This window comes from Ruegeria sp. BHSA162 (genome assembly GCF_059613385.1).
In genome coordinates this window covers 1-23,935 of sequence record NZ_JBXWSK010000054.1, presented here as the reverse complement: position 1 = coordinate 23,935, position 23,935 = coordinate 1, and the positions used below count along the sequence as shown (strand labels likewise).

Here is a 23,935-nt window from a genome sequence, read left to right as displayed (position 1 = left end):
AAAAGCCAGCACGCCGAGCAGCACAGCCGCACCATGCGGGTAGCGTTGCCAGATGCACAATTTACACGGGGCCATGCCGCCCAGATATTGGAACCCCCAAGCCGCAAGAAGCAATGCTGCAGACCCACCCGCGGCCAGCAAAATGAGTGTCCGTTTCCGCGTCATATGTATTTCACCACCAGAAATCCGCCGATCAGAAGAATGATGAACAAGGTGAACATCAGCCCAAGCCGCTTTTCGATGAAGTCCCGGATAGGCTCGCCAAAGCCCCAAAGCAACCCGGCGACGATGTAGAACCGCAAAGCGCGGGCGAGAATCGAAGTGGCGATGAAAGTTCCCAGCGGCATTCCCGTCCAACCGGACATGATCGTGATGACCTTGTACGGGAAAGGCGTGACACCGGCGGTCAGAACGGCCCAGAACCCGAAATCGTTGAACCGCTGGTTGAATTCCTGCATCGCGTGACCCTTGCCCATCGCTTCGAGGATGGGTTGTCCGATGCTGTCGTAGAAAAACGCGCCGATTGCGTATCCCAAAAGGCCGCCCAGGACCGAGAAAACCAGTGCGACGGTGGCAATCAGCCACGCCCGCGATGGGCGCGCCAGAATCATAGGGATCATCAACACGTCGGGTGGAATCGGAAAGACCGAGCTTTCGATGAATGCCACAAATGCCAACACCCACAGGGCGTGTGGGTGGTCGGCCAGTCGGATCGTCCGATCATAAAGCGATTGCAGCATCAGCACGTGTTCCCAAGCTTTGTCATGACGAGGCAAACCACGCGTCCGACGGGGCGTCAACCGATCTGTCCCGGGCTGATCGTCGATTGACCGATTTTTGCCTCTGGACCTTCGGCAAGATGGGCGGTAATTCAATGCGCGTGGCCCAAGTGGCGGAATGGTAGACGCAGGGGATTCAAAATCCCCCGCCTTCACGGGCGTGAGAGTTCGAGTCTCTCCTTGGGCACCACCACCGCACCCGTTTTGGTATAGTGTGCAGGGCATTTGCTCTGTCAATTGTGGCGTGTGCGGTTGACTGCGACTCGGGCATCCAGCCTCGAATTGGGCGACGAAACTGTACGCGGACTAGCGGGATCTGGACCGTCTTCGATGCAATATCGGGTGCGGCGGTAGAGTTTCCAGATCGTCAACTATAGCTACAACAAGAGCCGTCTGTGTCTCCGTTGCACGGTGTCTCTGGCAGCGTATCCGCGCGCGACTGGGCGCTGAAGTGGGCGCATTCCAGAGTGACGTGATCCTTGAAGCTCGCGCAATTTGAATACGGCCGCTTTGGGTGCGGAGCTGTCAAACGATTGAAAGAACGCGATTATGGTACAGCCTCACCGGGACAGGCCGTGACGCCATCATTTGGCCATAGAAATTGGTGAAACAAAGAGCCGTGACAGGCACTGACGTGATATCGAAGCAGGCTATGACGAGAAGGGTTGGCTGGCACGGCTGTGCAGTTGCCATGCCTTTTGAGCTTTGCAATAACGGACCTCATAGTTCCCCGTCCCGGGTAATGATTATAGTTGGTTGATTTATGTGCAAAATCCTTGTGGTAGATCTGGATGGCACTCTTTTGAAGAGTGACATGCTGTACGAAAGCTTTTGGTCGGCTTTCGGACGGAACTGGCGCAGCCCGTTTCTCTCCGCCGCGGCTCTGTTGGGTGGACGCGCTTCATTGAAACGCTACCTGGCCGAAGAGGCCGAAATTGACGTCACCTCGTTGCCCTATGATCCCAAGGTGGTGGAATACGTCGAGAAATGGCGCGCTGATGGCGGCAAGACCGCCCTTGTGACGGCCTCGGATGAGGGCATTGCCCAAAGCATCGGAGCCCATCTGGGTATTTTCGACGAGGTTTATGGCTCCGACGGGTCGCTGAACCTGAAAGGTGAAAACAAGGCCGAGTTTCTGGACGAACGCTTTGGTCCGGGCGGATACGCCTATATGGGCGATTCCCACGCCGACCTTGCGGTGTGGCGAAGGGCCAATCTGGCGGTTTCCGTGAACGCGGGGCCGGGACTGGCGAAACAAGCGGAAGCGGTCGCACCCAAGGTCGAGCATCTGCATACACACGAAGTGACCGCCAAGTCCTACCTCAAGGCGTTGCGTCCGCATCAATGGATGAAGAACCTGCTGGTTTTTTTGCCGATGCTGGCGGCCCATCAACTGACGGGGCAGGTGTTTTGGTTGTCGTTGCTGGCTTTCATATCGTTCAGCCTGATCGCATCCAGTGTCTATGTCCTGAATGACTTGCTGGACCTTGCAGCAGATCGGGCGCATCCGCGCAAACGCGCGCGGCCGTTTGCTTCGGGCAGCATTCCGATTTCGTCCGGAACGTGGATGGCTGCCGGTCTGCTGATTTCAGGCTCGGTCATTGCAGCCATGGTCGGGCTGGATTTTTTCCTGGTGATGGTGGCGTATTATGCACTGACGACCGGGTATTCATTGTATCTAAAGCGCCAGTTGGTCATCGACATCTGTGTCTTGGCCGGCCTTTACACGACCCGGATCGTGGCGGGTGGAGCGGCAACAGGGTTGGAGCTTTCAGTCTGGCTCCTTGCATTTTCGATGTTTCTGTTCCTGTCGCTTGCGGCGGTCAAAAGGCAGGCCGAGTTGGTGGACTATGCGGCGCGCGCTAAATTGTCGGCAACCGGGCGCGGCTATCACGTGGATGACCTTCCGATTATCTCCATGATCGCCGTCAGCGCGGGTTATGTCGCCGTTTTGGTGATGGCACTCTACGTCAGCTCGCCGGCGGTGGTGCAGCTCTACTCCTACCCGCAAGCCCTATGGGGCGTGTGTGCGGTCCTGCTGTTCTGGATCACCCGGACCGTCATGATTACGCATCGTGGCAACATGCACGATGATCCCGTGATCTACGCGGCCAAGGACCCTGTCAGCCTGCTTTGCTTTGCCATAATTCTGCTGTTCGTTGTCGCGGGGTCAATGCTGTGACGGTTCAGGGGTTGATTCTGCGCTATTCCGCCTTTGCCATCGTGGCGATGACCTTGAACCTCGCTGCCCAGCGCGCAGTCCTGTCGCTTGGCGAGGGTGGCTGGTACTTCGCGGCTGCAGTGTTTGCGGGTACACTTGTCGGACTTGTGGTCAAATATACCCTCGACAAGCACTGGATTTTCTATGACCGGCAGACGGGACTGAAGGCCCACGGTCAGAAATTTTCGCTGTATACGGCGATGGGTGTGGTCACCACCGCAATTTTTTGGGGCACCGAGACGGCCTTTTGGGTGGTTTGGAAAACCGATCTAATGCGCGAGGTTGGCGCGGTTATCGGGCTGACGGTGGGTTACGTGATCAAGTACCATCTGGATAAGCGCTTCGTATTCAACACCGGCTCGGCGGAGGCGCGGGCATGAGGCTTTCCGGCTGGGGCAGGTACCCCGTTCTTGAGACCAGAGTGATCGCGCCGCGCAGCGTCGAAAGCCTTCGATCGGTCGTGCGGGAGGGACCCGATGTGATCGCGCGCGGCAATGGGCGCGCCTATGGGGACAGCGCAATTGGCCTCACGACAACCGTACACACCCGGCATCTGAACAGGATGGTCTCCTTCGACAACCAGACCGGAGTGCTGGTTGCCGAGGCGGGGGTTCTGCTGGGCGACGTGATCGCAGCGTTTCTGCCTCGGGGTTGGTTTCCGATCGTTACACCGGGCACCAAATTCGTCACGATCGGCGGTGCCATCGCCGCAGATGTTCATGGCAAGAACCACCACCGTGTCGGTAGTTTCCGCCATTGCGTCGAATGGGTTGAGGTCATGGGCGATGACGGGGAGATCACCCGATGCAGCCGCGCGTCGAACAGCGCATTGTTCGATCACACCTTGGGCGGCATGGGCCTTACCGGGATCATCGTGCGGGCGGCGGTTCGGTTGCAGCCGGTCGAGTCAGGTTGGATCAAGCAAAAGACCATAGCCGCACCCAGCCTTCAGGATGCGATGAATGCATTCGAGGCCGCACAGGATGCAACATACTCGGTCGCGTGGATCGACTGCTTGTCCACAGGCCGAAACCTGGGGCGGTCTCTGGTGATGCTGGGAGAACACGCTGCGGTCTCGGACCTGCCGGGGCGGTATGCCCGGCAACCCCTGATCTGCCCGACCAAGCGCAAAAAATCCGTTCCGATGGATCTGCCGTCGTTTGCCTTGAATCGCCATACGGTTCGGGCATTCAACGCCGGTTACTACTGGATGGGAGTTCGAAACGGCGACACCAAGCTGGTGAACTGGGATACGTTCTTTTATCCGCTGGACGCCATATTGGGATGGAACCGTATCTACGGTCGCAGCGGCTTTGCCCAGTTTCAATGCGCGTTGCCTATACATCGTTCACGCGCCGGCCTGACCGAGCTTTTGCAAGCCATCGCTGGCAAGGGCATGGGTTCGTTTTTGTCCGTGCTGAAACGGTTCGGCCCGCAGGACAGTCCGTTTTCCTTCCCCATGGAGGGATACACGCTGGCGCTAGATTTCCCGATTTCCGACAAAACTCTCATTCTCATGGACAAGCTGGATCGGATAACTCTGGAACATGGTGGACGGTTCTACCTGGCCAAAGACAGCAGGATGTCGGCCAATACTTTGAACAGATCAGACGATCGCGTGACCCGATTCCGCGAGGCGCGCAACGTCAATGGTTGGCGGGACCGGTTCCGCTCGGCCCAGTCAGAAAGGCTTGAAATATGACAATGGAACCCGTTCTCGTTCTTGGTGCCCGGTCGGATATCGGCAAGGCCATCGCTCATGAGTTTGCCGAGCGGGGGCACCCGGTCCAGCTGGCCGCCCGGAATGCTGAGACGCTCGAGGCCGACAAGGCCGATATCGAACTGCGCTATGGTATAGGGGCAACCTTGCACGAGTTCGACGTTCTGGAAGCCAACAGCTTCGATGGGTTCATCGATACGTTGCCTGAATTGCCGGGCATCGTCGTATGCGTTGTCGGGTACATGGGCGAGCAGGCCGAGAACGAAAGGGACGCCGCCGCGGCTTCTCTGGTGATGCGCAGCAACTTCGAAGGGCCGGCTCAGATCCTTGGAGCCTTTGCCAACCGGTTCGAAGAGCGCCGATCGGGCACGATCGTGGGTGTCAGTTCCGTGGCTGGTGATCGGGGCCGGGCGACCAACTATGTATACGGATCAGCCAAGGCCGGCCTGACCGCATTTCTGTCAGGGTTGCGCAACCGGCTCGCCAAGAAAGGTGTGCATGTCGTGACGGTTCTTCCAGGGTTCGTCGACACGCAGATGACCGAAGGAATGGACTTGCCCGAGCGTCTGACCGCGCAGCCGTCCGAGGTTGCAGCCGCAACGGCCCGGGCGGTCGAGCGCGGTCGGAACGTAATCTACGTCAAGCCGATTTGGCAATTGATCATGGCGATCATCCGAAACATCCCCGAGCCGGTGTTCAAGAAGCTCAGCATCTGACCTCGCGTTGCCGGGTGAACCGGTCACCCACTACCGTCTCTGGGCGTAGTCGCGCGCTGGCTGTCGCTGGCTGCGAGGGCCTGAATGCAGCCGACGACAAAAAACGGCATGAAATACGTGACCAGACGACCGATATTGAACTGTACGTTCAACATGGCGATGAGCGAGAAAAACGCCAGCAGCGCCAAAACGTCCGTCCGGCGCAGGACCTGATTTGCAGCTTGACCGGTCACGGCAATCCACCAGCAGGCGGTCAGAACCAACACCGGCCAGACGTTCAGATACAGCCCTTTGACACTTGTGCTGCCTTTCAGCGTGGACAGCGCGCTGGTGATGAATTGCCCAACCTGTCTCTGATTGTCGTTCACGCCCGGAAACGGAAATGCCGTAATGACAACCAGAAATCCAACGAACAGGCAGAACAGGGCGGCTGTGACTTTGGCCTCGTCGTTGCGCAAGGACATCATTGCCAATGCGCGCAGACCAAAGATCAGCAGCGTCACGATGATGATCTTTTCATTGATGAACGCGCCAAGAAACACGGTAAGAACAAACCACTTCCATTTCTTCTCGGCAGCCAACAAAAGGGCCACCGTCAATGGAAAGACCGATATGCCGTCATTGCCTTCCAGCGCCAGAAACTGCCCCAGAAACAGAACTGACGCGGCGCCGATGAATGCCCATTGCGAAGTGGTTCCAACACGCCGCAGCAAATAGGCGTAAACCAGAAGCGCCGTCAGGACCAGGTAGAAGACGTTGGCGGCACACATCGCGGCCAGAGCCTTGGCGTCGGCAACGCTGTCAGGAAGAAAGACTTCTCCTGACCCGGTAGACAGTGACACGAACGGCAGATTGTAGAACGGCAGCGCAAGTATGACCGAGCCTATGCGGTAAACATGCGGCGAAGGGGGAACGCGGCCACGCTCTTCATCCAGAAGATACAGCAGGTAGTGGGAATAGTCGTCGAAAGAGACCGCGCCGAAGTAAACGACGCGATATGTGTCGAAAAACATCTCTCCGGCGGCGACCGTAAAGACCAGCGCCAGAAACAAATGCCAGCGGAACTCGCTGATTGATGACGATTTGCTTTGCAAAGAAGAATAACCAATCACGCTGTGAACTCACACGAACAGGAAAAAAACAAATAACCGATTGTCAGAAAACAAAAAATCTTCGAACTCAGCGACCTGATAGATCATACTTGACGCGCCGCGGACCGGTCAACACGGTGCGACACCCATAGTTGCGGGGTCAAGCCGGGGAAATTTTCGGGTTCTACGTCATATGTGCGTCCCGGCGCCGGGGTCGGGCGCATAACGCTTGACAACAGCGGTACGGGCAACAAACCATCGTGACTGTTGGGAGAATTCGGGAAAATTTGAGCTCATCCGTTGCCTGCTCATGCGGATTGTCATAATGGCTCGTCCCCCGGACAAGGGGCCTTTGGCCTGTCTTCCGTCCACAATAAGAATCTTGGGAGTTCCTAAATGATCAAGAAAAGCAAGCTCAGCCTCGGCGCGGTCGTGACCGCTGCCCTCATGGCTCCGGCGGCTTATGCCGAAGAATTCATCACCATCGGCACCGGCGGTGTGACCGGCGTGTACTATCCCACCGGTGGCGCGATCTGCCGTCTGGTGAACAAGGGCCGCAAAGAACATGGCGTGCGTTGCTCGGTCGAATCGACGGGTGGATCGGTCTACAACATCAACACCATTCGCGAAGGCGAGCTGGAATTCGGTGTGGCCCAGTCCGACTGGCAGTACCATGCTTACAACGGCACGTCGAAATTCGAGGAAAACGGCCCGTTCGAAGAGCTGCGCGCCGTATTCTCTGTCCACCCCGAGCCGTTTACGGTGGTGGCCCGTGCCGATTCCGGCATCAAGAACTTCGAAGACCTGAAGGGCAAGCGCGTCAACATCGGCAACCCCGGTTCGGGTCAGCGCGGCACTATGGAAGTTCTGATGGAAGCCCTGGGCTGGACCACGGATGACTTCGAACTGGCAACCGAGCTGAAGGCCGCCGAACAGTCGGCCGCGCTGTGTGACAACCAAATCGATGCGATGGTCTACACCGTCGGCCACCCGTCCGGTTCCATCCAGGAAGCCACCACTGCGTGCGACTCGGTTCTGGTGAACGTCAGCGGCGAAGCCGTTGACAAGCTGGTTGCCGACAACTCGTTCTACCGTACGGCCACCATCCCCGGCGGCATGTATCGCGGTTCGGACGCTGACACCCAGACCTTCGGTGTGGGCGCGACCTTCGTGACTTCGGCAAACGTGTCTGACGATGCGGTGTACGCGGTTGTCAGCTCGGTCTTCGAGAACTTCGACGACTTCAAAAAGCTGCACCCGGCCTTCGCCAACCTCAAGCCTGAGGAAATGATCAAGGACGGTCTGTCGGCTCCGCTGCATCCGGGCGCCGAGAAGTACTACAAAGAAAAAGGCTGGATCCAGTAATCCACCTTCAAGTCCAGAAACGAGGCGCTGTTCGCGCCTCGTTTTCACCGGTGAGAGGCCGGTAATACCAAAACTGCGCCGGAAACCGGCCGTTGGACGGGGAGACATTTGATGAGCGCTGATCAACAGGGCAATCGTCCGTTATCCGAAGAAGAACTACAGGAACTGGTCGCGTCCTCGGATGCGGGGGCGCGGGACCCGGCTGGCAATGTCGGCTTGTTCCTGGCGATCGTGGCCGCGATCTGGTCGATCTTTCAAGTCGTTCTGGCGTCACCGATTGCCAACTATGTGCTGCCCGGAAGCGTTGTGAACAACGCGCGTCAGTTTCATTTGGCCTTCGCGATGTTCCTGGCCTTCGCGGCTTATCCAGCGCTTAAATCCAGTCCGCGAAACTACATTCCGATCCAGGATTGGATCATGGGTGTTCTGGGGGCCGGTGTCGCCCTTTACGGTTATTTCTTCTATGACAAGATCGTCAATGCGGGCGGTCTGGCGGACGATGTCGACAAATGGATCGCCCTCGGTGGCTTGATCCTGCTGTTCGAAGCCGCGCGGCGCGCGCTTGGCCCCGCCATGGCGATCATTGCGACGATCTTCCTGGCCTATGTGTTCTTCGGCTCGTCCGAGTGGGTGCCCGAAGTGATCCGGTGGAAAGGCGCCAGCCTGAAAAAGGCGATGAGCCACATGTGGATCACGTCCGAGGGTGTGTTCGGCATCGCCTTGGGTGTTTCGACGAAATTCGTGTTCCTCTTCGTTCTGTTCGGCGCTTTGCTGGATAAGGCCGGGGCAGGGAATTACTTCATCAAGATGGCCTTCGGCGCGCTGGGTCACCTGCGCGGCGGTCCGGCCAAGGCCGCCGTTGTCGGTTCGGCCGCAACCGGCCTGATTTCGGGCTCGTCCATCGCCAACGTCGTCACCACCGGCACCTTCACCATCCCGCTGATGAAGCGCGTAGGCTTTACCAGCGAGCAGGCCGGCTCGGTCGAGGTTGCAAGTTCGGTCAACGGCCAGATCATGCCGCCCGTGATGGGCGCCGCCGCCTTCCTGATGGTGGAGTACGTGGGCATCTCGTATGTCGAGGTCATCACCCACGCCTTCCTTCCGGCGGCGATTTCCTACATTGCGCTGGTCTACATCGTCCATCTCGAGGCCGTGAAGCGGAACATGCCCACTCTGGGCGACCGCGACGTGCATCTGGCGCGGACGGTCGTGGGGATGCTGATGTTCTTCCTGGTGTTTGCGGGGCTCTGCTATGGTTCGCAGTTCCCGGTGGATGCTGTCACAAGCTGGGCGCCGTCCAGCGCTGGTCTGATCCTGAGCCTGGCGGTGTGCGCCGTCTATGTTGCTCTGCTGTTCCTGGCGGCTCAGGTTCCGGATCTTGAACCCGATGACCCGAACGCGACCGAAGTGAAGCTGCCGGTGATCTCCGAGATCTACAAGGCCGGCCTGCATTATCTGCTGCCGATCATTGTTCTGGTCTACTTCCTGATGATTGAACAGAAGTCGCCGGGTCTGTCGGCCTTCTGGGCAACCGCGCTGCTGTTCGTGATCCTGCTGACGCAGAAACCGCTCAAGGCGATCTTCCGGGGGCAGAGTGATCTGGCAAACTCCTTTGTCGATGGGGTTGCCGATCTGTGGCAGGGCCTGATCGACGGCGCGCGCAACATGATCGGCATTGCGTTGGCCACGGCCACGGCCGGCGTGATCGTCGGTACCGTGACCCTGACCGGTGTGGGGCAGGTGATGGCCGATCTGGTCGAGTTCCTGTCCGGCGGCAATCTGATCCTGATGCTGGTGATGGTCGGGCTGCTCAGCCTGATCCTGGGCATGGGTCTGCCGACCACGGCAAACTATATCGTCGTCAGCTCGCTGATGGCGGGCGTTGTGGTCGAACTGGGCGCGCAAAGCGGCCTGATCGTGCCGCTGATCGCGGTGCACCTGTTCGTGTTCTACTTCGGCATCATGGCCGACGTGACGCCTCCTGTGGGTCTGGCCAGCTTTGCTGCGGCCGCCGTATCGGGCGGTGACGCGATCAAGACCGGCTTCACTGCGTTCTTCTACAGCCTGCGTACCGTGGCGCTGCCTTTCGTGTTCATTTTCAACACCGACCTGCTGTTGATCGATGTCACCTGGGTTGAGGGGATCATAGTGGCCATATTCGCCACGATTGCGATCCTCGTGTTCACGGCCGGAACGATGGGCTACTTCCTCACCCACAGCCGAATCTACGAAAGCGTTGCGCTGATTGCGATCGCCTTCGCGCTGTTCCGGCCGGAGTATTTCATGGATCGCATCTCGCCCTCGCACCTCGAGGTCGAGCCGGCCGGATTCGTGCAGGCCATTGGTGAGGCTGAACCCGGCACCGACGTGCGGGTGGTGGTCAGTGGTCCGGATTTCGACACCGGCAACATGACCGAGACCACGGTCGTCGTCACCGTGGGGTCCGAACCTGATGGTGCGGCGCGTGTTGATGCCATGGGCTTTTTGTTGATCGAGGAAGATGGCCTGGTGAAGATGGACGAACCTATGTTCGGCTCGCCCATCGCCGATGACCTGGCCAATTTCGACTATTACGCGGACGAGCCGGTGCGTATCGCATCCGCCGATCTGCCGGTCAGCCAGCCGCCAAAACAGTTGATCTATATCCCGGCCATGCTGCTGCTGGGGTTGATCGCCTTCCTGCAACGCGGCCGTGCCGCCAGACAAGAGGTGCCCGCATGACAAAATCCGTCCTGTGCGCCGTTGATATCAGCAACGGCAATATCGATGCTCCTGTCCTGAAAATTGCCGCGAAACTGGCCGATCTTGACGGGGCGCAGCTGGACGTGGTGACCGTACTGCCGGATTTCGGTGAAAGCTGGGTGTCCGGCTTTTTCCGGCCCGACTTCCACGACAAGGCGCAGCACGAAGCGCATGACAAGCTGGTTGAGCTGTGTGTCGATGCGGTCGGGTCGGAGCGCAACGCCACGATCCGCCATGTCGTTGCAACCGGCACGGCCTATCAGGAGATCCTGAAGACCGCCGAAAGCGCCGGCAGCGATCTGATCGTGATTGGCGCACACAAGCCGGATTTCAAGGACTACCTGCTGGGGCCGAACGCGGCGCGAGTGGTGCGCCACTCGAACGTTTCGGTCTACGTGGTCCGCTAAGTCCCGCTAATACCCGGTCATCTCAAGGTAGCCGCGCCCCTTATGGCTGCCTGACACGGTGACCGGACCCTCCCAATACTGAAAGCGCGTCCCCATCCAGGCTTGGGTATTCTGGGCCTGGACGCGAATGTCCACATCCTCGCCCGGGATGGTCACGCGCCAATCCGTCGGAACATCGCGCTCCGCCACCCGGCTGGTTTCCAGTGGTGTGAAGGTTACTGACCCGTTCGGCAGGCTGCGGCTGGAACCATCCGCGTTGATCCAGGTGGCCGAGGTATAGTCCCCACGTCCGCCGCGCAGGCGAAACGCCATCAACTTGTCGCCGTCCTCGAAATTGAGTGAGAACCAGTCCCACCCTGACTGATCGGCGGCCAAAGGCTGCGAAGACCACTCTCGGTCCAGCCATCCGTTCCCGGTGACCGCTACATCGCCGTCGGGCAGATGCAGCGTGCCCTGGACGGCGTAGCCCGGCTGCGAATAATAGTAGCTGGCCTGCCCATCCGCGGATTTCACGGAAAACCCATTCTCACCATGAAAAACCAGCGGCCCCGAAGCAGACAGGTTCAGGTCGTACCCGAAATCGGCTCCGTTTGCAGTCAGGGTCAGGGTCTGGAGCGTTGGTCCTGCCATGCGCCATTCGTCGATCCATGCTTCGAACGGGTAGGCTGTGACACCAGCCTGACCAATTCCACCACGAGACAGGCGCTCGGCAAAAAAGTGGCGTTCCGGAGTTGTCAGCGCGGCATGGCCCATCCAGATCTGTGGGCTTTGCCAGCCGGCGGTTTCAAATGGCTTCAAGGCAGAGCGAAACAGAGTCCACTGTATGCCGTAGTCCCCACCGTCCTCTCCGGTCAGGTTGGCCGTCAGGTACCACCATTCGATCCGATAGGATGGATGCGGGCCGTGGTCGGCGGGGAATTCGAACTGGTACTCTGGTTGTGGTACGTCAAACCCGTCGACAGAGCCGCCCAAACCGGCAAACCCCTGCGCCATCGCCGCAAGGGGCCAGAACAACGCACACACGAGTAGTTTAGCGTTCATTGGCAAAGACCCTCAGCAGATCGGCCGGCGGCACCCGACGAAGACGCAAGGCGGGCAGCGCCGCGGCAAGGGCGGCGGCCACAAGTGTCCAAAGCATGAGCTGCACCCATGACGACGGGAAAAGGTGCATGGGTAGCCGCCATCCAAACGCCTCGACATTGATGACGGCCAGCAGAATCCAAGCCAGCGCCAGACCCAGCGGCAAGGCGAGGCAGGCGGTAAGGAAAGCCAGAACCATGCTCCGCGCCAGTTCCAGTTTCGACAGATGCGACAGCGTCAGCCCCATTGCCCAGACCGGAGCGATCTGAGGCAGCCGCTGGGTCCAGAGCGTAAGCAAGCTGGTCAGAATGGCGAAGCCGGCCACGCCAAGCGTCAGGATGTTCAGCGCGGATGTCACGACAAATGTCTTTTCGAAGATCGCCATGGACTGCGCCTTCACCGCGGCCTGCCCGATGATCGCGCCGGGGTCCAGATCAAACCTGTTCTGCAGATCCGCCGCCAGCTCATCTACGCGCTCCGGAGCGATGCGAATACCAAACCGTCGGTTTTCGGCATTTGGCGCGACCCTGCCGAACAGGTCCATTGAGACGATCCCTTGCCCGGTCGGATTGCCGTAGTCGGAATAGACGCCAGCGATTGCCAGAGTGTGATCGGCGTTGAGCGCAATCGAATCCCCGGGCCACAGATCAGCACGGCGGGCCAGCTGTTCGTTGATCAGGATGGCGCCGTCGGCCAGAACCTTGGTCCATACGTCCGGGACAGCGGCGACAAGGGGCCAGTTGTCCCGGTAGGTCGCGTGATCGACCACTCCGTACAGAAACAGCGGGCCTGTTGGATGATCCAGCTCCACATTCCGTATCGGCAGGACTGCGTCAACGCGCGGGGTCAGCCATGTCTCGATCTCGAGACCTTGATCCGAGTCCTTTGCCGTGATGTACAGCTCGGCCATCAGGCGCTGGTCCAGCCAACCGACGAAGGTAAGCCGGAAGCTGGACACCATGGTTCCGACACCGATATTGGCGGCCAGGGCCAGCAGCAGAGCCATCAGCGCAAGCGAAAGGCCCGGCAGCTGGGCCTGCATGTCGGCCAGCACCCACTGCCGCACCGGGTCACGGACGCGCCCCGCGCACAGGTGCAATACGCTGCACAGAACCAGAGGCAGCAAAAGGGCGCTGCCGGTCAGAATGCCTGCCATCAGAGCGAAACCAGCGACCAATCCGTCAAAAAGAAGAAAGATCACGACCCCGCCAAGAGCGAGCCCAACACCCGCCAGTCCGGTCACGACGGCTCGTGTGCTGCGGCCACGCCATGCCTGCAAGCCTGGGCCGGACAATACCGGCATTCGGCCCAGACGCCACAGGGCGTATCCGCTGGCTGCCAGGGTTCCTGTGATGGACATACCCAGCCCGGCCAGCACCCAACCGACCCTCAGTTGCAACTGACCATCCACCGGTGCACCATAGAGCCCGCGCAGGGTTGCGGCGACATCGGGTAACAACGCTCCGGCCAGGAAAAAACCCAGCAGCAGGCCCATGGATCCACCGATCAAAGCCAGACCTAAAAGTTCGGCCAGAATGATGCGGGAAAGCGTACCCATCGGGACACCCATCGCGCGCAGACTGCGGACCATTCCACGGCGCTGCGCAAAGGCCAGCCCAACCGTTCCGTGCACGATGAACAGCCCTACGGCGAAGGACAGCAGGCCGAACGCGGAAAGGTTAAGGTGGAAGCTGTCGGTCAGGCGTGTAGTGTCGACGCTGTTGGAAGGGGGCTGACGGTTCAGCTCCGGCGCAACCTGGGACAGGGGCGCAATGCCGTGAGGCTGATCGGGCAGGATGGCAAGTCGCGAAATCTCACCCGGTTTGTTCAACAGTGTCTCAGCCACGCCGATATCGGTCAGAACCACATTGGGGGGAAGCGCAGTGCTGGCGATCGCCGGTGGAAGATCGGGCTGATCCTGCAGCATTGGCACCAAGTCTGGTGGCGCCAGCAGTCGGCCGGGCGCGGTCAGCATGGTCGCCGGGTCGGGTGGGGCCTCTTCCTGTTCCAGTTGCGTTACCGCCGGAAGCGGCGGGTAGGAGACAAGGTCCACTCCGGTCAAAAGAACCGATCGGTCCCCAACCCTGTACCGACCTTCCAGAACGGCTGCGACCTGCCATCCGGCGCGACGCAGATTTACGTATGTTTCCAAAGGAATGTGGCCGGATGGATGCCGCAGCATCTCCATCTGCCCAAGCGCCAATTGTTGGTTGGCACGCGCATAGCTGGCACGGGCTTCGGCGTTGATGGCCTGGACCGCCGACCAAAGGCCTGTCGCAAGCGCGATTCCGATCAGCAGCGTGGCCAGTTGGATACGGTGCCAACGCCAATGCGACCAGAGGGCCTGGATCACGGTGCGAGTCATACGATCCGCCCGTTTGCAAGGTGCGCCGTTCGATCAAGCCGGGCCGCAATCACGTGCGAATGCGTGACCAACAGCAGGGCTGCCCCGGTATCCGCAACCAAGGACAGCATCAGGTCCAGAACCGCCGCGCTTGCAGTCTCGTCCAGGTTTCCCGTCGGCTCGTCCGCCAGCAGCAGCTTGGGCCGGACGGCAAGGGCCCGGCCAATCGCGACCCGCTGTTGCTGGCCGCCCGACAGATGTTCGGGATAGCGTTGGGTCAAATCGGCGAGACCGAGCGTCGCGGTCAGATGCGCGAGCCACTCGGGGTCAACGCGATTTGCCAGCCGGGCATGAAATGACAGGTTCTGCGCAACCGTCAGCGACGGGATCAGATTGAATTGCTGGAACACCAGGGACACGTCTTCGCGCCTTAGCAATGCGCGGCCGCGATCGTCCAGTCGCGACAACGCCGTGCCATCCAGAACGATCTCACCGCTGTCAAAACTGTCCAGCGCGCCGGCAAGGTTCAGCAACGTGCTTTTGCCGCTGCCACTTTCGCCGGTGATGGCAAGCGTCTGACCGCGTTCCAGCGACAACGATACGTCGTTCAGGACAGGCCGCCCGCGCGGGTAGGTTTTGTGGATATTCTGTATTTCCAACAACATGATCAGTCTCACCTAGTGCGCTCTACAATGTGCGGCGCGCCGATCCGCTGTCCAGCCTTCAAAAAGTTTCGGTTCTTTTCGTCGCACGACTGCCCGCTGTCCGGCCTTGTGCCTTGAGGGCAGAGCCGCCATTGTGCAGTTTCAGTTTCCGGGCCGATGCAGGGTATTACCATGACATTGTCGCAGCAGATCCTTTGGGGCAGCTTCTATCTGGGGCTGTGTTTCCTGATCGAGATCGGGCTGCTCACATGGTGCACCATCATGGTGCGCAAGGTGATCGACAGATGGGAAGGGCAGGGAACCTTTCTGCCGACGGCAGGCCCGATCGCCTTGGCGCTGGCCGTCATCGTGGCGACGCATACGATTCAGGTGTGGATCTGGGCGATCGTCTGGGTGATGGGAGATGTCCTGCCGGACTGGAACTCGGCCTTGTATTTCTCGCTCGTGACCTTCACGACGCTGGGCTATGGCGACATTGTATTGGGCGAGGGCTTGCGGATTTTCGGGGCCTTCGCCTCGGTCACCGGATTGTTGGCCTTCGGTCTTTCCACGGCATTCATGGTCGCGCTGATGACGCGCGTATTCCAGGAACGGTTCCTGACCTAGAGGATCGGCGAGAACAGCCGCGCCAAAGGCGCGCCATAGCGGATATGCGGCGGTTGCTGGGCGAGGCTTCTGGACATTTCGTAGCTGGCTTCGAAATCGGTCTTCAGCATGTCCTCGGCGGCAGCGGCTGCCCGGCTGTCGAAGAACAGCGCCATCGCTTCGAAATTCAGACGGAACGAGCGGTTGTCCAGGTTGGTGGTGCCAACTGCGGCCAACGTGTCGTCCACCAGAATTACCTTTTGGTGCATGAACCCTTCGGTGTAGCGGAATACACGCACGCCGGAATCCCGGATTTCATCGAAATAGGCAAAGGCGGCCAACCAGGGCAGGCGGTGGTCAATCATGTCCGGCACCAGAATGCGGACATCGACGCCGCGCAGCGCGGCATGTTCCAGTGCCGTCATCACGTCGATATCCGGCACGAAATAGGGTGATGCGATCCACAGCCGCTCCTGTGCCGCAGCGATCGTGGAAAAGAACATCAACGACCCCGTTTCAGTCGCGTCGCCCGGTCCGGTGGCGACCAGCAGCGCGTTCATGTCCTGATCGGATTCCGATCCGGCCCAGTCCAGCACGTCAATCAGGTCTTCTCCGCGGGCCCAGTGCCAGTCCTCGGTGAAAATCAGCTGCAACTGACGAACGATATGGCCGGTCATCTTGATGTGGGTGTCCCGCCAGCGGCCAAAATACGGATCCTGCCCCAGGTATTCGACGCCCACATTGTGCCCGCCGATGAACCCGGTTTCGCCGTCGATGATCACGGTCTTGCGGTGGTTGCGGTAATTCAGCTGAAACCGGAACTTCGGCCCGCGCTGGTCCCGTGGATCAGCGACATCCACACCGGCCGAGCGCAGCTCCTCCAGGTATGAGGACGGCAGGCCATAGCTGCCCACCGCGTCAGTCATGAACCGGACGCTGACCCCGCGTTTGGCCGCATCGATCAGCCTGTCTTGCAGCTCCAGCCCCAGCGCGTCATCGCGCACGATGTAGAACTGAATGAGGACATAGTTCTTGGCCGCATCGATCGCGCGGAAGATGGATTGGAACGTCGCCTCTCCGTCGATCAATAGTTCGGCCCCGTTGCCGCGGGACAGGGGCAGGTGAGCCAGCGCCTCAAACGGGCGCGGATTGACGGTCAGCGTCGCGGGATCGGGTTTTGAGTGATCGGCAAAGCTGCGGATCCCTTCGACCACGCGCTCGCTTTCCTTGCGGGCGATCCGATACCCTTTGAACCGGTGATGTCCCAAGAACAGGTATAGCGGCACCGCCAGAAACGGTGCCGAAAGCAGAAACACCACCCATCCCACGGCGCCCTGCGGGGTGCGCGCCGTCTGAGCGGCCCGTACTGCAAAAAAAACCGCGACACAGTAGATGGCAAAGACGGACAGCGAGGCGATGAATGTCCACATGTGTGTGCCGACCTTTCCGCGCTTTAGTTCGAGCCGGTGAAAACCCGGGACCAGTCTTTGGCCATATCCACGATAACCCAGCCCATTTCTGGGCCTTTGTCCAGCCCGTCGACAAGCCGCCCGATGTGGCTGTCGCGATCATAGGCCCATTCCCGTTCGGCATCTGTGTGGTGGATCAGAACGCCCATCCGCGGCCCGTCGCCAGCGGTAGTCCATTCCAGCATGGCAAAATCACCGTCCGAGTTCCCGACCGCCAGGATCGGTCGTTTCCCGATCGTACGCTCGATGTTGATCGGCTTGCCCTCCTTGTCGTCGATGAACGCCAGCGCTGGCGCCTTCATGATCGTGGGCGTGCGTTCGACAAGTTCGTAGGTGCTGTCCGCGTAGGTTCCCAAGATCTGGTTGGGCGGTATCCCATAGGCGTCCTCGGCGAACACGCGCATGAAATGCAGGCCTCCGCCCGACACTATGTAGGTCGTGAACCCCTCGTCGCGCAGATACCGGAGCAGTTCGACCATGGGCTGATACGTCATCTGGTCGTAGGCCAGCCCCGTATCGGGATGGCGTTCCGTCTGAAGCCATTCTGCAACGGAAGCCTGGAAGGCATCGACGCTGAGCCCCGAATGCGTGGCGCTGACGACTTCGATCAAGGCATCCTCACCGCCCTTCAGCACGGTTTCGGCGTCGCCCTTGGCCGCGGCCTCCAAGGTCGGCGTAGTCAGGACCGAGGGATCGTCCTGCGCCATCTCGGCCAACTCATCCATGGCGTAGATGAACTGGAAATAGACCGGCTGCTCGGCCCAGAGCGTTCCGTCATTGTCAAACACCGCCACCCTGTCTGCGGGGGTGACATAGTCGTCCGAGTTCGGCGTCGTCACCGTATCGACAAAGGCGATGATCCGTTCCTTGGCCGGACTGTCGGTCCAACTGGGCAGAGGGTCCGCCGCAAGGCCCGCAGGCAACGCGAAAACGGCGGCTGAGAAGATCAGGCGGAACATGAAATATCCTTTCGCATCAAAGAAATGAGGGTCGCCGATCAAGCCGGCGACCCTCGAGAGTAGAACCGACCTTTATCAGTTGTTGGTCGGCGTCAGCATCTTTTCCATCACCTGATCCAGGCTGAAGCTCGCCGCCTTCTGGCGCGGCGGGAACTCCTGGAAGGTTGCGAGGAAATTCGCCACGTATTGCTGCGCGGGCACCAAGAAATACACGCGGTCGATCATCCAGTCATAGTAGGTGTTGGACGTGCGATATCCGCGTTCATAGGGATCGCGGCGCAGGTTCACGATGATCGGAACGCGCAGTTCGGTCCATGGCTCCATCCAGGCGCGCAGGGTGGCCCAAGCCTTCTGCTCCAGGAAGATCAGCTTCCAGTCTCCGAAGCGCAGCGCCGTCATGTCGCCGTCATCCGAAAAATAGAAGATCTCCTTGCGCGGGCTTTCTGTGGTTTCACCCGTCAAGAGTGGCAGGATGTTGTAGCCGTCCAGATGCACCTTGTAGTCGCGACCCATCCCCGAGGACGAATAGCCTGCCTTCAGCTTGTCCTTGATCTCGGGGTCTCCGGCCGCCGCCAGATAGGTCGGGAGCCAGTCCATGTGATGCACGATCTCGTTGGTGACCGATCCAGGTTCGATCTTGCCGGGCCAACGCACCATCGAGGGCACGCGCCAGCCGCCTTCCCAGTTGGTGTTCTTTTCGCCCCAGAACGGCGTGGACGCAGCATCGGGCCACGTATTGTAGTGCGGTCCGTTGTCTGTCGAGTAATGAACGATCGTGTTGTCGGCGATGCCCAACTCGTCCAGCAGATCGAGCAACTGGCCTACATGCATGTCATGTTCGATCATGCCGGCCGAGTATTCGTCCATCACACGACCGGTCATGTCATTGGCCTGCTGGCGCATCTCGTCTTTGACATGAGTGCGGAAGTGCATGCGCGTTCCGTTCCACCAGACATAGAAGGGCTGGCCTTGCTCGTGGGCCCGCTTGATGAAGTCGATCGCCGCAGCCACCGTTTCCTCATCCACGGTCTCCATCCGCTTCTTGGTCAGCGGTCCGGTATCTTCGATGGTTCCGTCGGCCTTGGACTTGATGACGCCACGGGGACCAAAGGCTTCGCGGAAAGTCCGGCCATCGGGCAAAACGGTATCACCCGGATAGTCTTCGTTCTCAGGCTCCTCTTCCGCGTTCAGGTGATAGAGATTTCCGAAAAACTCGTCAAATCCGTGGTTTGTCGGAAGATGTTCATCTTTGTCTCCCAGGTGGTTCTTGCCGAATTGACCGGTGGCATAGCCGTGGTCCTTCAACAACCCAGCAATGGTCGGATCTTCGACCTGCATACCAAGATCGGCACCTGGCAGGCCAACCTTCGACAGCCCTGTGCGGAACACTGACTGACCCATGATGTAAGACGACCGCCCTGCGGTACAGGACTGCTCACCATAATAGTCGGTGAAGATCATACCTTCATTCGCGACCCGGTCGATATTGGGCGTACGGTATCCCATCATGCCTTTGGTATAGGCCGAGATGTTCGACTGACCGATGTCGTCGCCCCAGATGACCAGAATGTTGGGTTTCTGATCTTGCGCCCAGGCCGGCGCGGCCAGCGCGACAGAAACCGTAGCAACTGCCAATCGTCGCAGTCCTCTGCGCCATAGATGCGTTAAATTTCCCTGTGATGACATCTTTTTCTCCTTATGTGGTCAGGCAAAAACGGCCTTGCAGGAAAGTCAAAAAGGGGAAAATGCGTCCCCCGATCCGTCAATCATTCAACACGCCCTTCGCAGGTCAGGCGGTTCGGCAAAAAGGGGGAATCAAGACAAGCCCCTCTAGGCAATTGATAACTATCACAAAGACCAATCTAAAAATACTTATGTTTGAAGATAGCGCCCTGGGATTTGGCTCAGATTGGGTTGACGTGAGGTAAGTAATTGGCAGCCGCGTCAGGGATTGAGCTGAGGCAAAGCGGATTGAGAGTGGCCTAGGGGGCGGGCGATACGGTCAAGGCAATCTCGGACCTTGCTCCAGTTTTCCGCTTGCTGATCGCCGCCGCCATATCTGGACGCGCCGATTTCGGCCAGAGAAGCCTCGAATTCAGCAGTGTCTGGCGGGTCGGCCAGTCGCCGTTTCCAGACTTCCAACTTTTGATAAACACGGGCCAAGTCTTGTTGGCGCACAGCCTGCTTGAGTTCCGAAAAGGCATGCGCTGCCGAGGCCAGCCTGCGTTGCCTGGCCGCTGCCCAGCGTGCCAAAAGAACCGGATGTAGTTTCCGAAAAACAAACCATAATATCACGACCCCAATGTAGAAATAGCCGACCAGCTGCAGAACGGTTTCCCGGTCCGGAGGCTGCCAAGGCGGCGGCGCAAGAACGAGGTCGACGGAATCGGCGCGCGCAGTTTCAACCTTGTTGGTCTTGAGGTTGAACCAATCGATCTCGACAGCCGGCAATTGGGTCTGTCCGCCGTCCTGAGCCACATAGGTCACGCGGTCGGTTCGTTGGCCGGACAAAACGCCCCGGTCTTCGGTTTCCGTCAATCGGGGCTCATTGGGATAGGCTCGCAACAATGGGTCCTCGATCTCGGGCAACAAAGGCGGGATCATGATCGGGGTCGTTCCGGTGATCTTTGCCGTCAGGGTGCGGGTCAGTGCGTCTCCGGTTTGAAGGCTGGTATCGCCCTCAATCTCCTGCGACAGTTCGAACCCGTCAGCGATTATCAGGGGATCCAATCCTCGGGCTGCGTCAGGAATCCCGACTGTCAGGCGAACGGCAGGCAGGGGAACCGAGACCTGAACGGGATCGTTGGTTTCGGGATCGGCAAATGTCACCTGCACCCCGGCCGCCGCAAATTCATACGCACCGGGGGCCAACGGATACAGACGATAGCTGCGCTGAACTCCGGACCATGTTTGGCCTTCGACGCTCTCGCTGACCGGCCCCGAAGCGCGATCGGGCAGGCGTACCAGAAGGTTTTCCTGTTCAAGCGATGGAAAGACCGGCGGATTTGGCATGTAGGTCGGCACCAGCACCTTCAGGCGAACGATGGCGGGCTGGCCGACGATTGTCGGATCCGGCGGCACTTCGATCGTGACGCGGGGCTGGATGTCTGGTGCTTGCGCCGAAGCCTGGGCGGGCCACAGAAACAGCATCAAGAGCGCGATATACCTCATTGGGAACGCTCCTGATTTTCAAGAACAAACCGGCTGCGCAGGAAATCCTGCATGTCTGTGTCGATGGCACTGATCCACTGGTCGGCCGACAGGCGCGCGGCGTCCCCGGTCTCGGCCTGTTGCGTGGTGTCCGCGCCCAGGCCGGCTTCGTTGTCGAACACCACATCATCAGCGCCGATGCCCGCTTCCTCGCCGGTATCGGATTGCTCGCGGGTGGATTCGACCTCGGCCAGAATGGCCTGGGCGACGGTCAGGTTGTACGCGGCCTCCGGCCAATCCGGGCGGCGCTCCAGCGCGGTTTCAAAGGCTGCGATGGCCGGACGATACTCTCGATTTCGGATGCGGGCCATGCCTTCGGCAAACGCCGCTTCGGGCGTGGACAGCTGTGCAAAGGTCTCGGAGGCTTCGGCATATTGCCCGGCTTTCAACTGGGCGTAGCCTCGGTGATACGGATCTTGAAACAGCGTGCTGGCGGCGGCGTAGTCTTTGCGGTTCATGGCGATCTGGCCCTGCTGGTCCGGGGTCAGGAACCAGTCGCGCCAACCGTCTGCGCGCGCGCCGGTCGGTGGCAGAAACAGCAATGCCACAAACCCCCAGCGAATGACCCAGCCACGTCGGAACCACAGCAGCGCGATCAAGGCGACGGGCCAGGCCAGGATCCAGGCGCGGTCCTGCCAGTCGACGCGGTCATCCTCGCCCAAGGCCGCGGAAAAACTGCGGGTGATCGCGCGGTTCAGCCGGGAGATGTCACGGTCGTCGCCCGAGAAGGGAACGATCGTGGCGCTGCGCAGGCCGGCCAGTTGCGGGATCTGGCGGCCATTCGGAAGCATGGTCAGAAAAAACAACGGTGTATCAGACTGTCCCAATGCGGAAACCTGTTGCGGATCGATATCGTCTAGCACAAAGAGAACCGCACCCGTGCCCATCTGATCGCCCAGAATGTCCTGCGCCAGCGTCAGCGCGTCACCGGCTGCATCGCCCGCCACCGGCATGACCGCCGGGGTCAACCCTTCGAGCAAGGGGCGCAGGATGTTGGCGTCTTCGGTCAGCGGCGCGACCCGGTGCGCCGTTCCGGCATAGGCGATCAGGGCGGTGGGCGCACCTGCGCGGGTGTTGATCAGATCGGTGATCTTCAACTTGGCACGGTCCAGACGTGACGGCGCGAGGTCTGCCTCCTCCATGCTGTCTGTGACCTTGAGCGCGATCACCAGCGGCGCGGTGTCCGCGATCAGAGGGTTCGGCGCCCGTGACCATGTCGGCCCTGCCACGGCAAGGGTCAGAAGGCTAGCGGCGAGCGCGGCGAGGTCCAGCGGACCGACCCGCCGTTGATCTTCGGCCCCCAGACGCAGTGCCTGCGCGAGGTGGGGTGCAATGCCCGCAGGCAGGTCCGAATTGCCCGATCTGCGCGGCCGGGTCAGCCACCAGACAGCGGCTATAGGCAGCAACAGCAACAGCCAATAGGGGCGCAGGAAATGGAACTGGGCCAGAGCGTCAATCATGCCACGCGCCTCCGACCCTGTGAAAGGCGAAAGCCCAGGGTGCTGGCGAGGATGAGGAGCAGCGCCGCCGCCAGTGGATAATGCGCAAGGCTGACCCTCGGGCGGTAGCTTTGGGTTTCCACCACACGGGGGTTCTGGGCGTCGATCTGTCGGTAGACCTCGGTCAGGGCGGCCTCATCATCGGCAAAGAAATACTGGCCTTGGGTTTTGCTGGCGATGTCCTTGAGCGCATCCAGATCGACCCGGTCTTCGCCCGTGGCATTCGGGTCGCCGACGCCAATCGTGTAGATCACGACCCCCTTGTCCGCCGCAATCGACGCGGCATTGACCGGCGTCATGCGGCTTGAGGTGTCGGCACCGTCCGACAGCACGATCATCAGACGTTGGTCTACCTCGCTCGACTCGAAGGTGCGGATGCCCAGCCCGATCGCATCGCCCAGCGCCGTGTTCGGACCCGCCATGCCGACGGCAGTCTGGTCCAGAAAGCCGTTGAGGCTTTGCAAATCCTCGGTGAACGGGGCCTGAACGAAAGCGCGGGTGCCGAAGATGATCAGCGCCATCCGGTCACCGTCCCGCGCGGCGATGAAGGCGCGCAGAACGTCCTTGACGGCCTCCAGTCGCTGCTTGGGTGTGCCGTCTGCGGCCTTGAAATCGCGCTGGTCCATCGAGCCCGAGATGTCCACGGCCAGCACCACGTCGCGGGCGGATTTCTCGATGACGATCGGGTCGCCCAACCGTTCGGGCCGGGCCATTGCCAGAACCAGAAGCACCCAGATCAGGATCGCCAGACCGGTTTGCATGCGCGTCCGTCTCAGGGTTACCGAGCCGGATTCCGGCTCGGCCCCGGCCGCTTGGGCGACGTGGCGAAAGAACGGGATGCGAATGGCATCGACCCGTTGCCTGTGCGGCGGAGCAAGGAAATAGACCAGTGCCGGCAGTGGCAGCAGAAGAAACACCCAAGGCGCGGCGAAACTGAACATCAGACCGCCCCCTTGGACCGATGCGACTTGATCCATTGCCGCGCCAGTTCGGCGGCATCCGGGTCGGTGCCCCCCTTGCGGTATGGGGCGGCCGCCAGATTGCCGAGGGCCGAGGCGGAAAACCCGGACAGGTCAGCGGTTT

Annotated in this window: 20 protein-coding genes and 1 tRNA gene; 9 read left to right on the top strand and 12 right to left on the bottom strand. The window is 60.1% G+C overall.

Features of this window, described 5'->3' with window-relative positions:
• Together AC2FM5_RS14165 and AC2FM5_RS14160 are read right to left on the bottom strand one after the other, a co-directional pair.
• The coding region (locus AC2FM5_RS14165; RefSeq protein WP_496736337.1) for a disulfide bond formation protein B at positions 1-165 on the bottom strand (165 nt) is incomplete at its 3' end.
• Positions 162-740, bottom strand: coding sequence for a YqaA family protein (locus AC2FM5_RS14160; protein WP_093962156.1), 579 nt, complete (start codon positions 738-740; stop codon positions 162-164). The genes AC2FM5_RS14165 and AC2FM5_RS14160, both read right to left, overlap by 4 nt.
• Before the next feature lie 143 nt (positions 741-883).
• Here AC2FM5_RS14160 and AC2FM5_RS14155 point away from each other — a divergent pair.
• From AC2FM5_RS14155 to AC2FM5_RS14135, 5 genes are all read left to right on the top strand, one after another.
• Positions 884-969, top strand: a tRNA-Leu gene (locus AC2FM5_RS14155).
• A 573-nt stretch (positions 970-1,542) separates the two neighbouring features.
• On the top strand, positions 1,543-2,961 hold the full coding sequence (locus tag AC2FM5_RS14150; RefSeq protein ID WP_496736334.1) for a UbiA family prenyltransferase: 1,419 nt from the start codon (positions 1,543-1,545) through the stop codon (positions 2,959-2,961).
• Positions 2,962-2,972: 11 nt separating this feature from the next.
• Positions 2,973-3,380 (top strand): GtrA family protein, encoded by a 408-nt coding sequence (locus tag AC2FM5_RS14145; RefSeq protein ID WP_254437550.1) that lies wholly within the window; start codon positions 2,973-2,975, stop codon positions 3,378-3,380.
• Positions 3,377-4,702, top strand: coding sequence for an FAD-binding oxidoreductase (locus AC2FM5_RS14140; RefSeq protein ID WP_170442794.1), 1,326 nt, complete (start codon positions 3,377-3,379; stop codon positions 4,700-4,702). Before AC2FM5_RS14145 ends, AC2FM5_RS14140 begins: the two co-directional genes overlap by 4 nt.
• A 2-nt stretch (positions 4,703-4,704) precedes the next feature.
• Positions 4,705-5,436 carry an SDR family oxidoreductase gene (locus AC2FM5_RS14135; protein ID WP_254437089.1) on the top strand — a complete coding sequence of 244 codons (732 nt, stop codon included), beginning with the start codon at positions 4,705-4,707 and terminating at the stop codon, positions 5,434-5,436.
• 23 nt (positions 5,437-5,459) lie between these two features.
• On the opposite strand, the gene AC2FM5_RS14130 is transcribed toward AC2FM5_RS14135, so the two are convergent.
• Entirely contained in the window at positions 5,460-6,449 is a 990-nt protein-coding gene (locus AC2FM5_RS14130) for a hypothetical protein (RefSeq protein ID WP_496736331.1), read from the bottom strand.
• Between the two features lie 474 nt (positions 6,450-6,923).
• Between AC2FM5_RS14130 and AC2FM5_RS14125 the strand changes: the two genes are divergently transcribed.
• From AC2FM5_RS14125 to AC2FM5_RS14115, 3 genes are all read left to right on the top strand, one after another.
• On the top strand, positions 6,924-7,892 hold the full coding sequence (locus tag AC2FM5_RS14125) for a TAXI family TRAP transporter solute-binding subunit (protein ID WP_170338481.1): 969 nt from the start codon (positions 6,924-6,926) through the stop codon (positions 7,890-7,892).
• A 111-nt stretch (positions 7,893-8,003) separates the two neighbouring features.
• The gene (locus AC2FM5_RS14120) at positions 8,004-10,613 is read left to right on the top strand and encodes a TRAP transporter permease (protein WP_496736329.1); all 2,610 of its coding nucleotides are present in this window, start codon (positions 8,004-8,006) and stop codon (positions 10,611-10,613) included.
• Positions 10,610-11,041, top strand: coding sequence for a universal stress protein (locus AC2FM5_RS14115; protein ID WP_170338483.1), 432 nt, complete (start codon positions 10,610-10,612; stop codon positions 11,039-11,041). The genes AC2FM5_RS14120 and AC2FM5_RS14115 overlap by 4 nt, the downstream gene beginning before the upstream one ends.
• 6 nt (positions 11,042-11,047) lie before the next feature.
• Here the strand turns inward: AC2FM5_RS14115 and AC2FM5_RS14110 are convergent, their stop codons facing one another.
• From AC2FM5_RS14110 to AC2FM5_RS14100, 3 genes are read right to left on the bottom strand one after another with little or no spacing between them, the layout of a single operon-like run.
• Entirely contained in the window at positions 11,048-12,082 is a 1,035-nt protein-coding gene (locus AC2FM5_RS14110; RefSeq protein ID WP_496736326.1) for a lipocalin-like domain-containing protein, read from the bottom strand.
• The gene (locus AC2FM5_RS14105; RefSeq protein WP_496736324.1) at positions 12,072-14,486 is read right to left on the bottom strand and encodes an FtsX-like permease family protein; all 2,415 of its coding nucleotides are present in this window, start codon (positions 14,484-14,486) and stop codon (positions 12,072-12,074) included. Before AC2FM5_RS14105 ends, AC2FM5_RS14110 begins: the two co-directional genes overlap by 11 nt.
• Positions 14,483-15,130: an ABC transporter ATP-binding protein gene (locus AC2FM5_RS14100; RefSeq protein WP_496736322.1), complete on the bottom strand. Its 648-nt coding sequence runs from the start codon at positions 15,128-15,130 to the stop codon at positions 14,483-14,485. Before AC2FM5_RS14100 ends, AC2FM5_RS14105 begins: the two co-directional genes overlap by 4 nt.
• Before the next feature lie 171 nt (positions 15,131-15,301).
• Between AC2FM5_RS14100 and AC2FM5_RS14095 the strand changes: the two genes are divergently transcribed.
• Complete coding sequence (locus tag AC2FM5_RS14095; RefSeq protein ID WP_170338490.1) at positions 15,302-15,736, top strand: ion channel; 435 nt, start codon at positions 15,302-15,304, stop codon at positions 15,734-15,736.
• Here the strand turns inward: AC2FM5_RS14095 and cls are convergent.
• The 6 genes from cls to AC2FM5_RS14065 form a co-directional block, all read right to left on the bottom strand.
• A complete protein-coding gene (gene cls, locus AC2FM5_RS14090) occupies positions 15,733-17,145 on the bottom strand; it encodes a cardiolipin synthase (RefSeq protein ID WP_496736320.1) in 1,413 nt (470 codons plus the stop codon). The genes AC2FM5_RS14095 and cls overlap by 4 nt on opposite strands.
• Before the next feature lie 23 nt (positions 17,146-17,168).
• Positions 17,169-18,143 (bottom strand): HAD family hydrolase, encoded by a 975-nt coding sequence (locus tag AC2FM5_RS14085; protein ID WP_496736318.1) that lies wholly within the window; start codon positions 18,141-18,143, stop codon positions 17,169-17,171.
• A gap of 75 nt (positions 18,144-18,218) precedes the next feature.
• Positions 18,219-19,829, bottom strand: coding sequence for an arylsulfatase (locus AC2FM5_RS14080; protein WP_093962145.1), 1,611 nt, complete (start codon positions 19,827-19,829; stop codon positions 18,219-18,221).
• Positions 19,830-20,087: 258 nt separating this feature from the next.
• Positions 20,088-21,314 carry a hypothetical protein gene (locus AC2FM5_RS14075; protein ID WP_496736316.1) on the bottom strand — a complete coding sequence of 409 codons (1,227 nt, stop codon included), beginning with the start codon at positions 21,312-21,314 and terminating at the stop codon, positions 20,088-20,090.
• Positions 21,311-22,813: a VWA domain-containing protein gene (locus AC2FM5_RS14070; RefSeq protein ID WP_496736314.1), complete on the bottom strand. Its 1,503-nt coding sequence runs from the start codon at positions 22,811-22,813 to the stop codon at positions 21,311-21,313. Before AC2FM5_RS14070 ends, AC2FM5_RS14075 begins: the two co-directional genes overlap by 4 nt.
• Complete coding sequence (locus AC2FM5_RS14065; protein ID WP_496736312.1) at positions 22,810-23,793, bottom strand: vWA domain-containing protein; 984 nt, start codon at positions 23,791-23,793, stop codon at positions 22,810-22,812. The genes AC2FM5_RS14070 and AC2FM5_RS14065 overlap by 4 nt, the downstream gene beginning before the upstream one ends.
• Between the last annotated feature and the right edge of the window lie 142 nt (positions 23,794-23,935).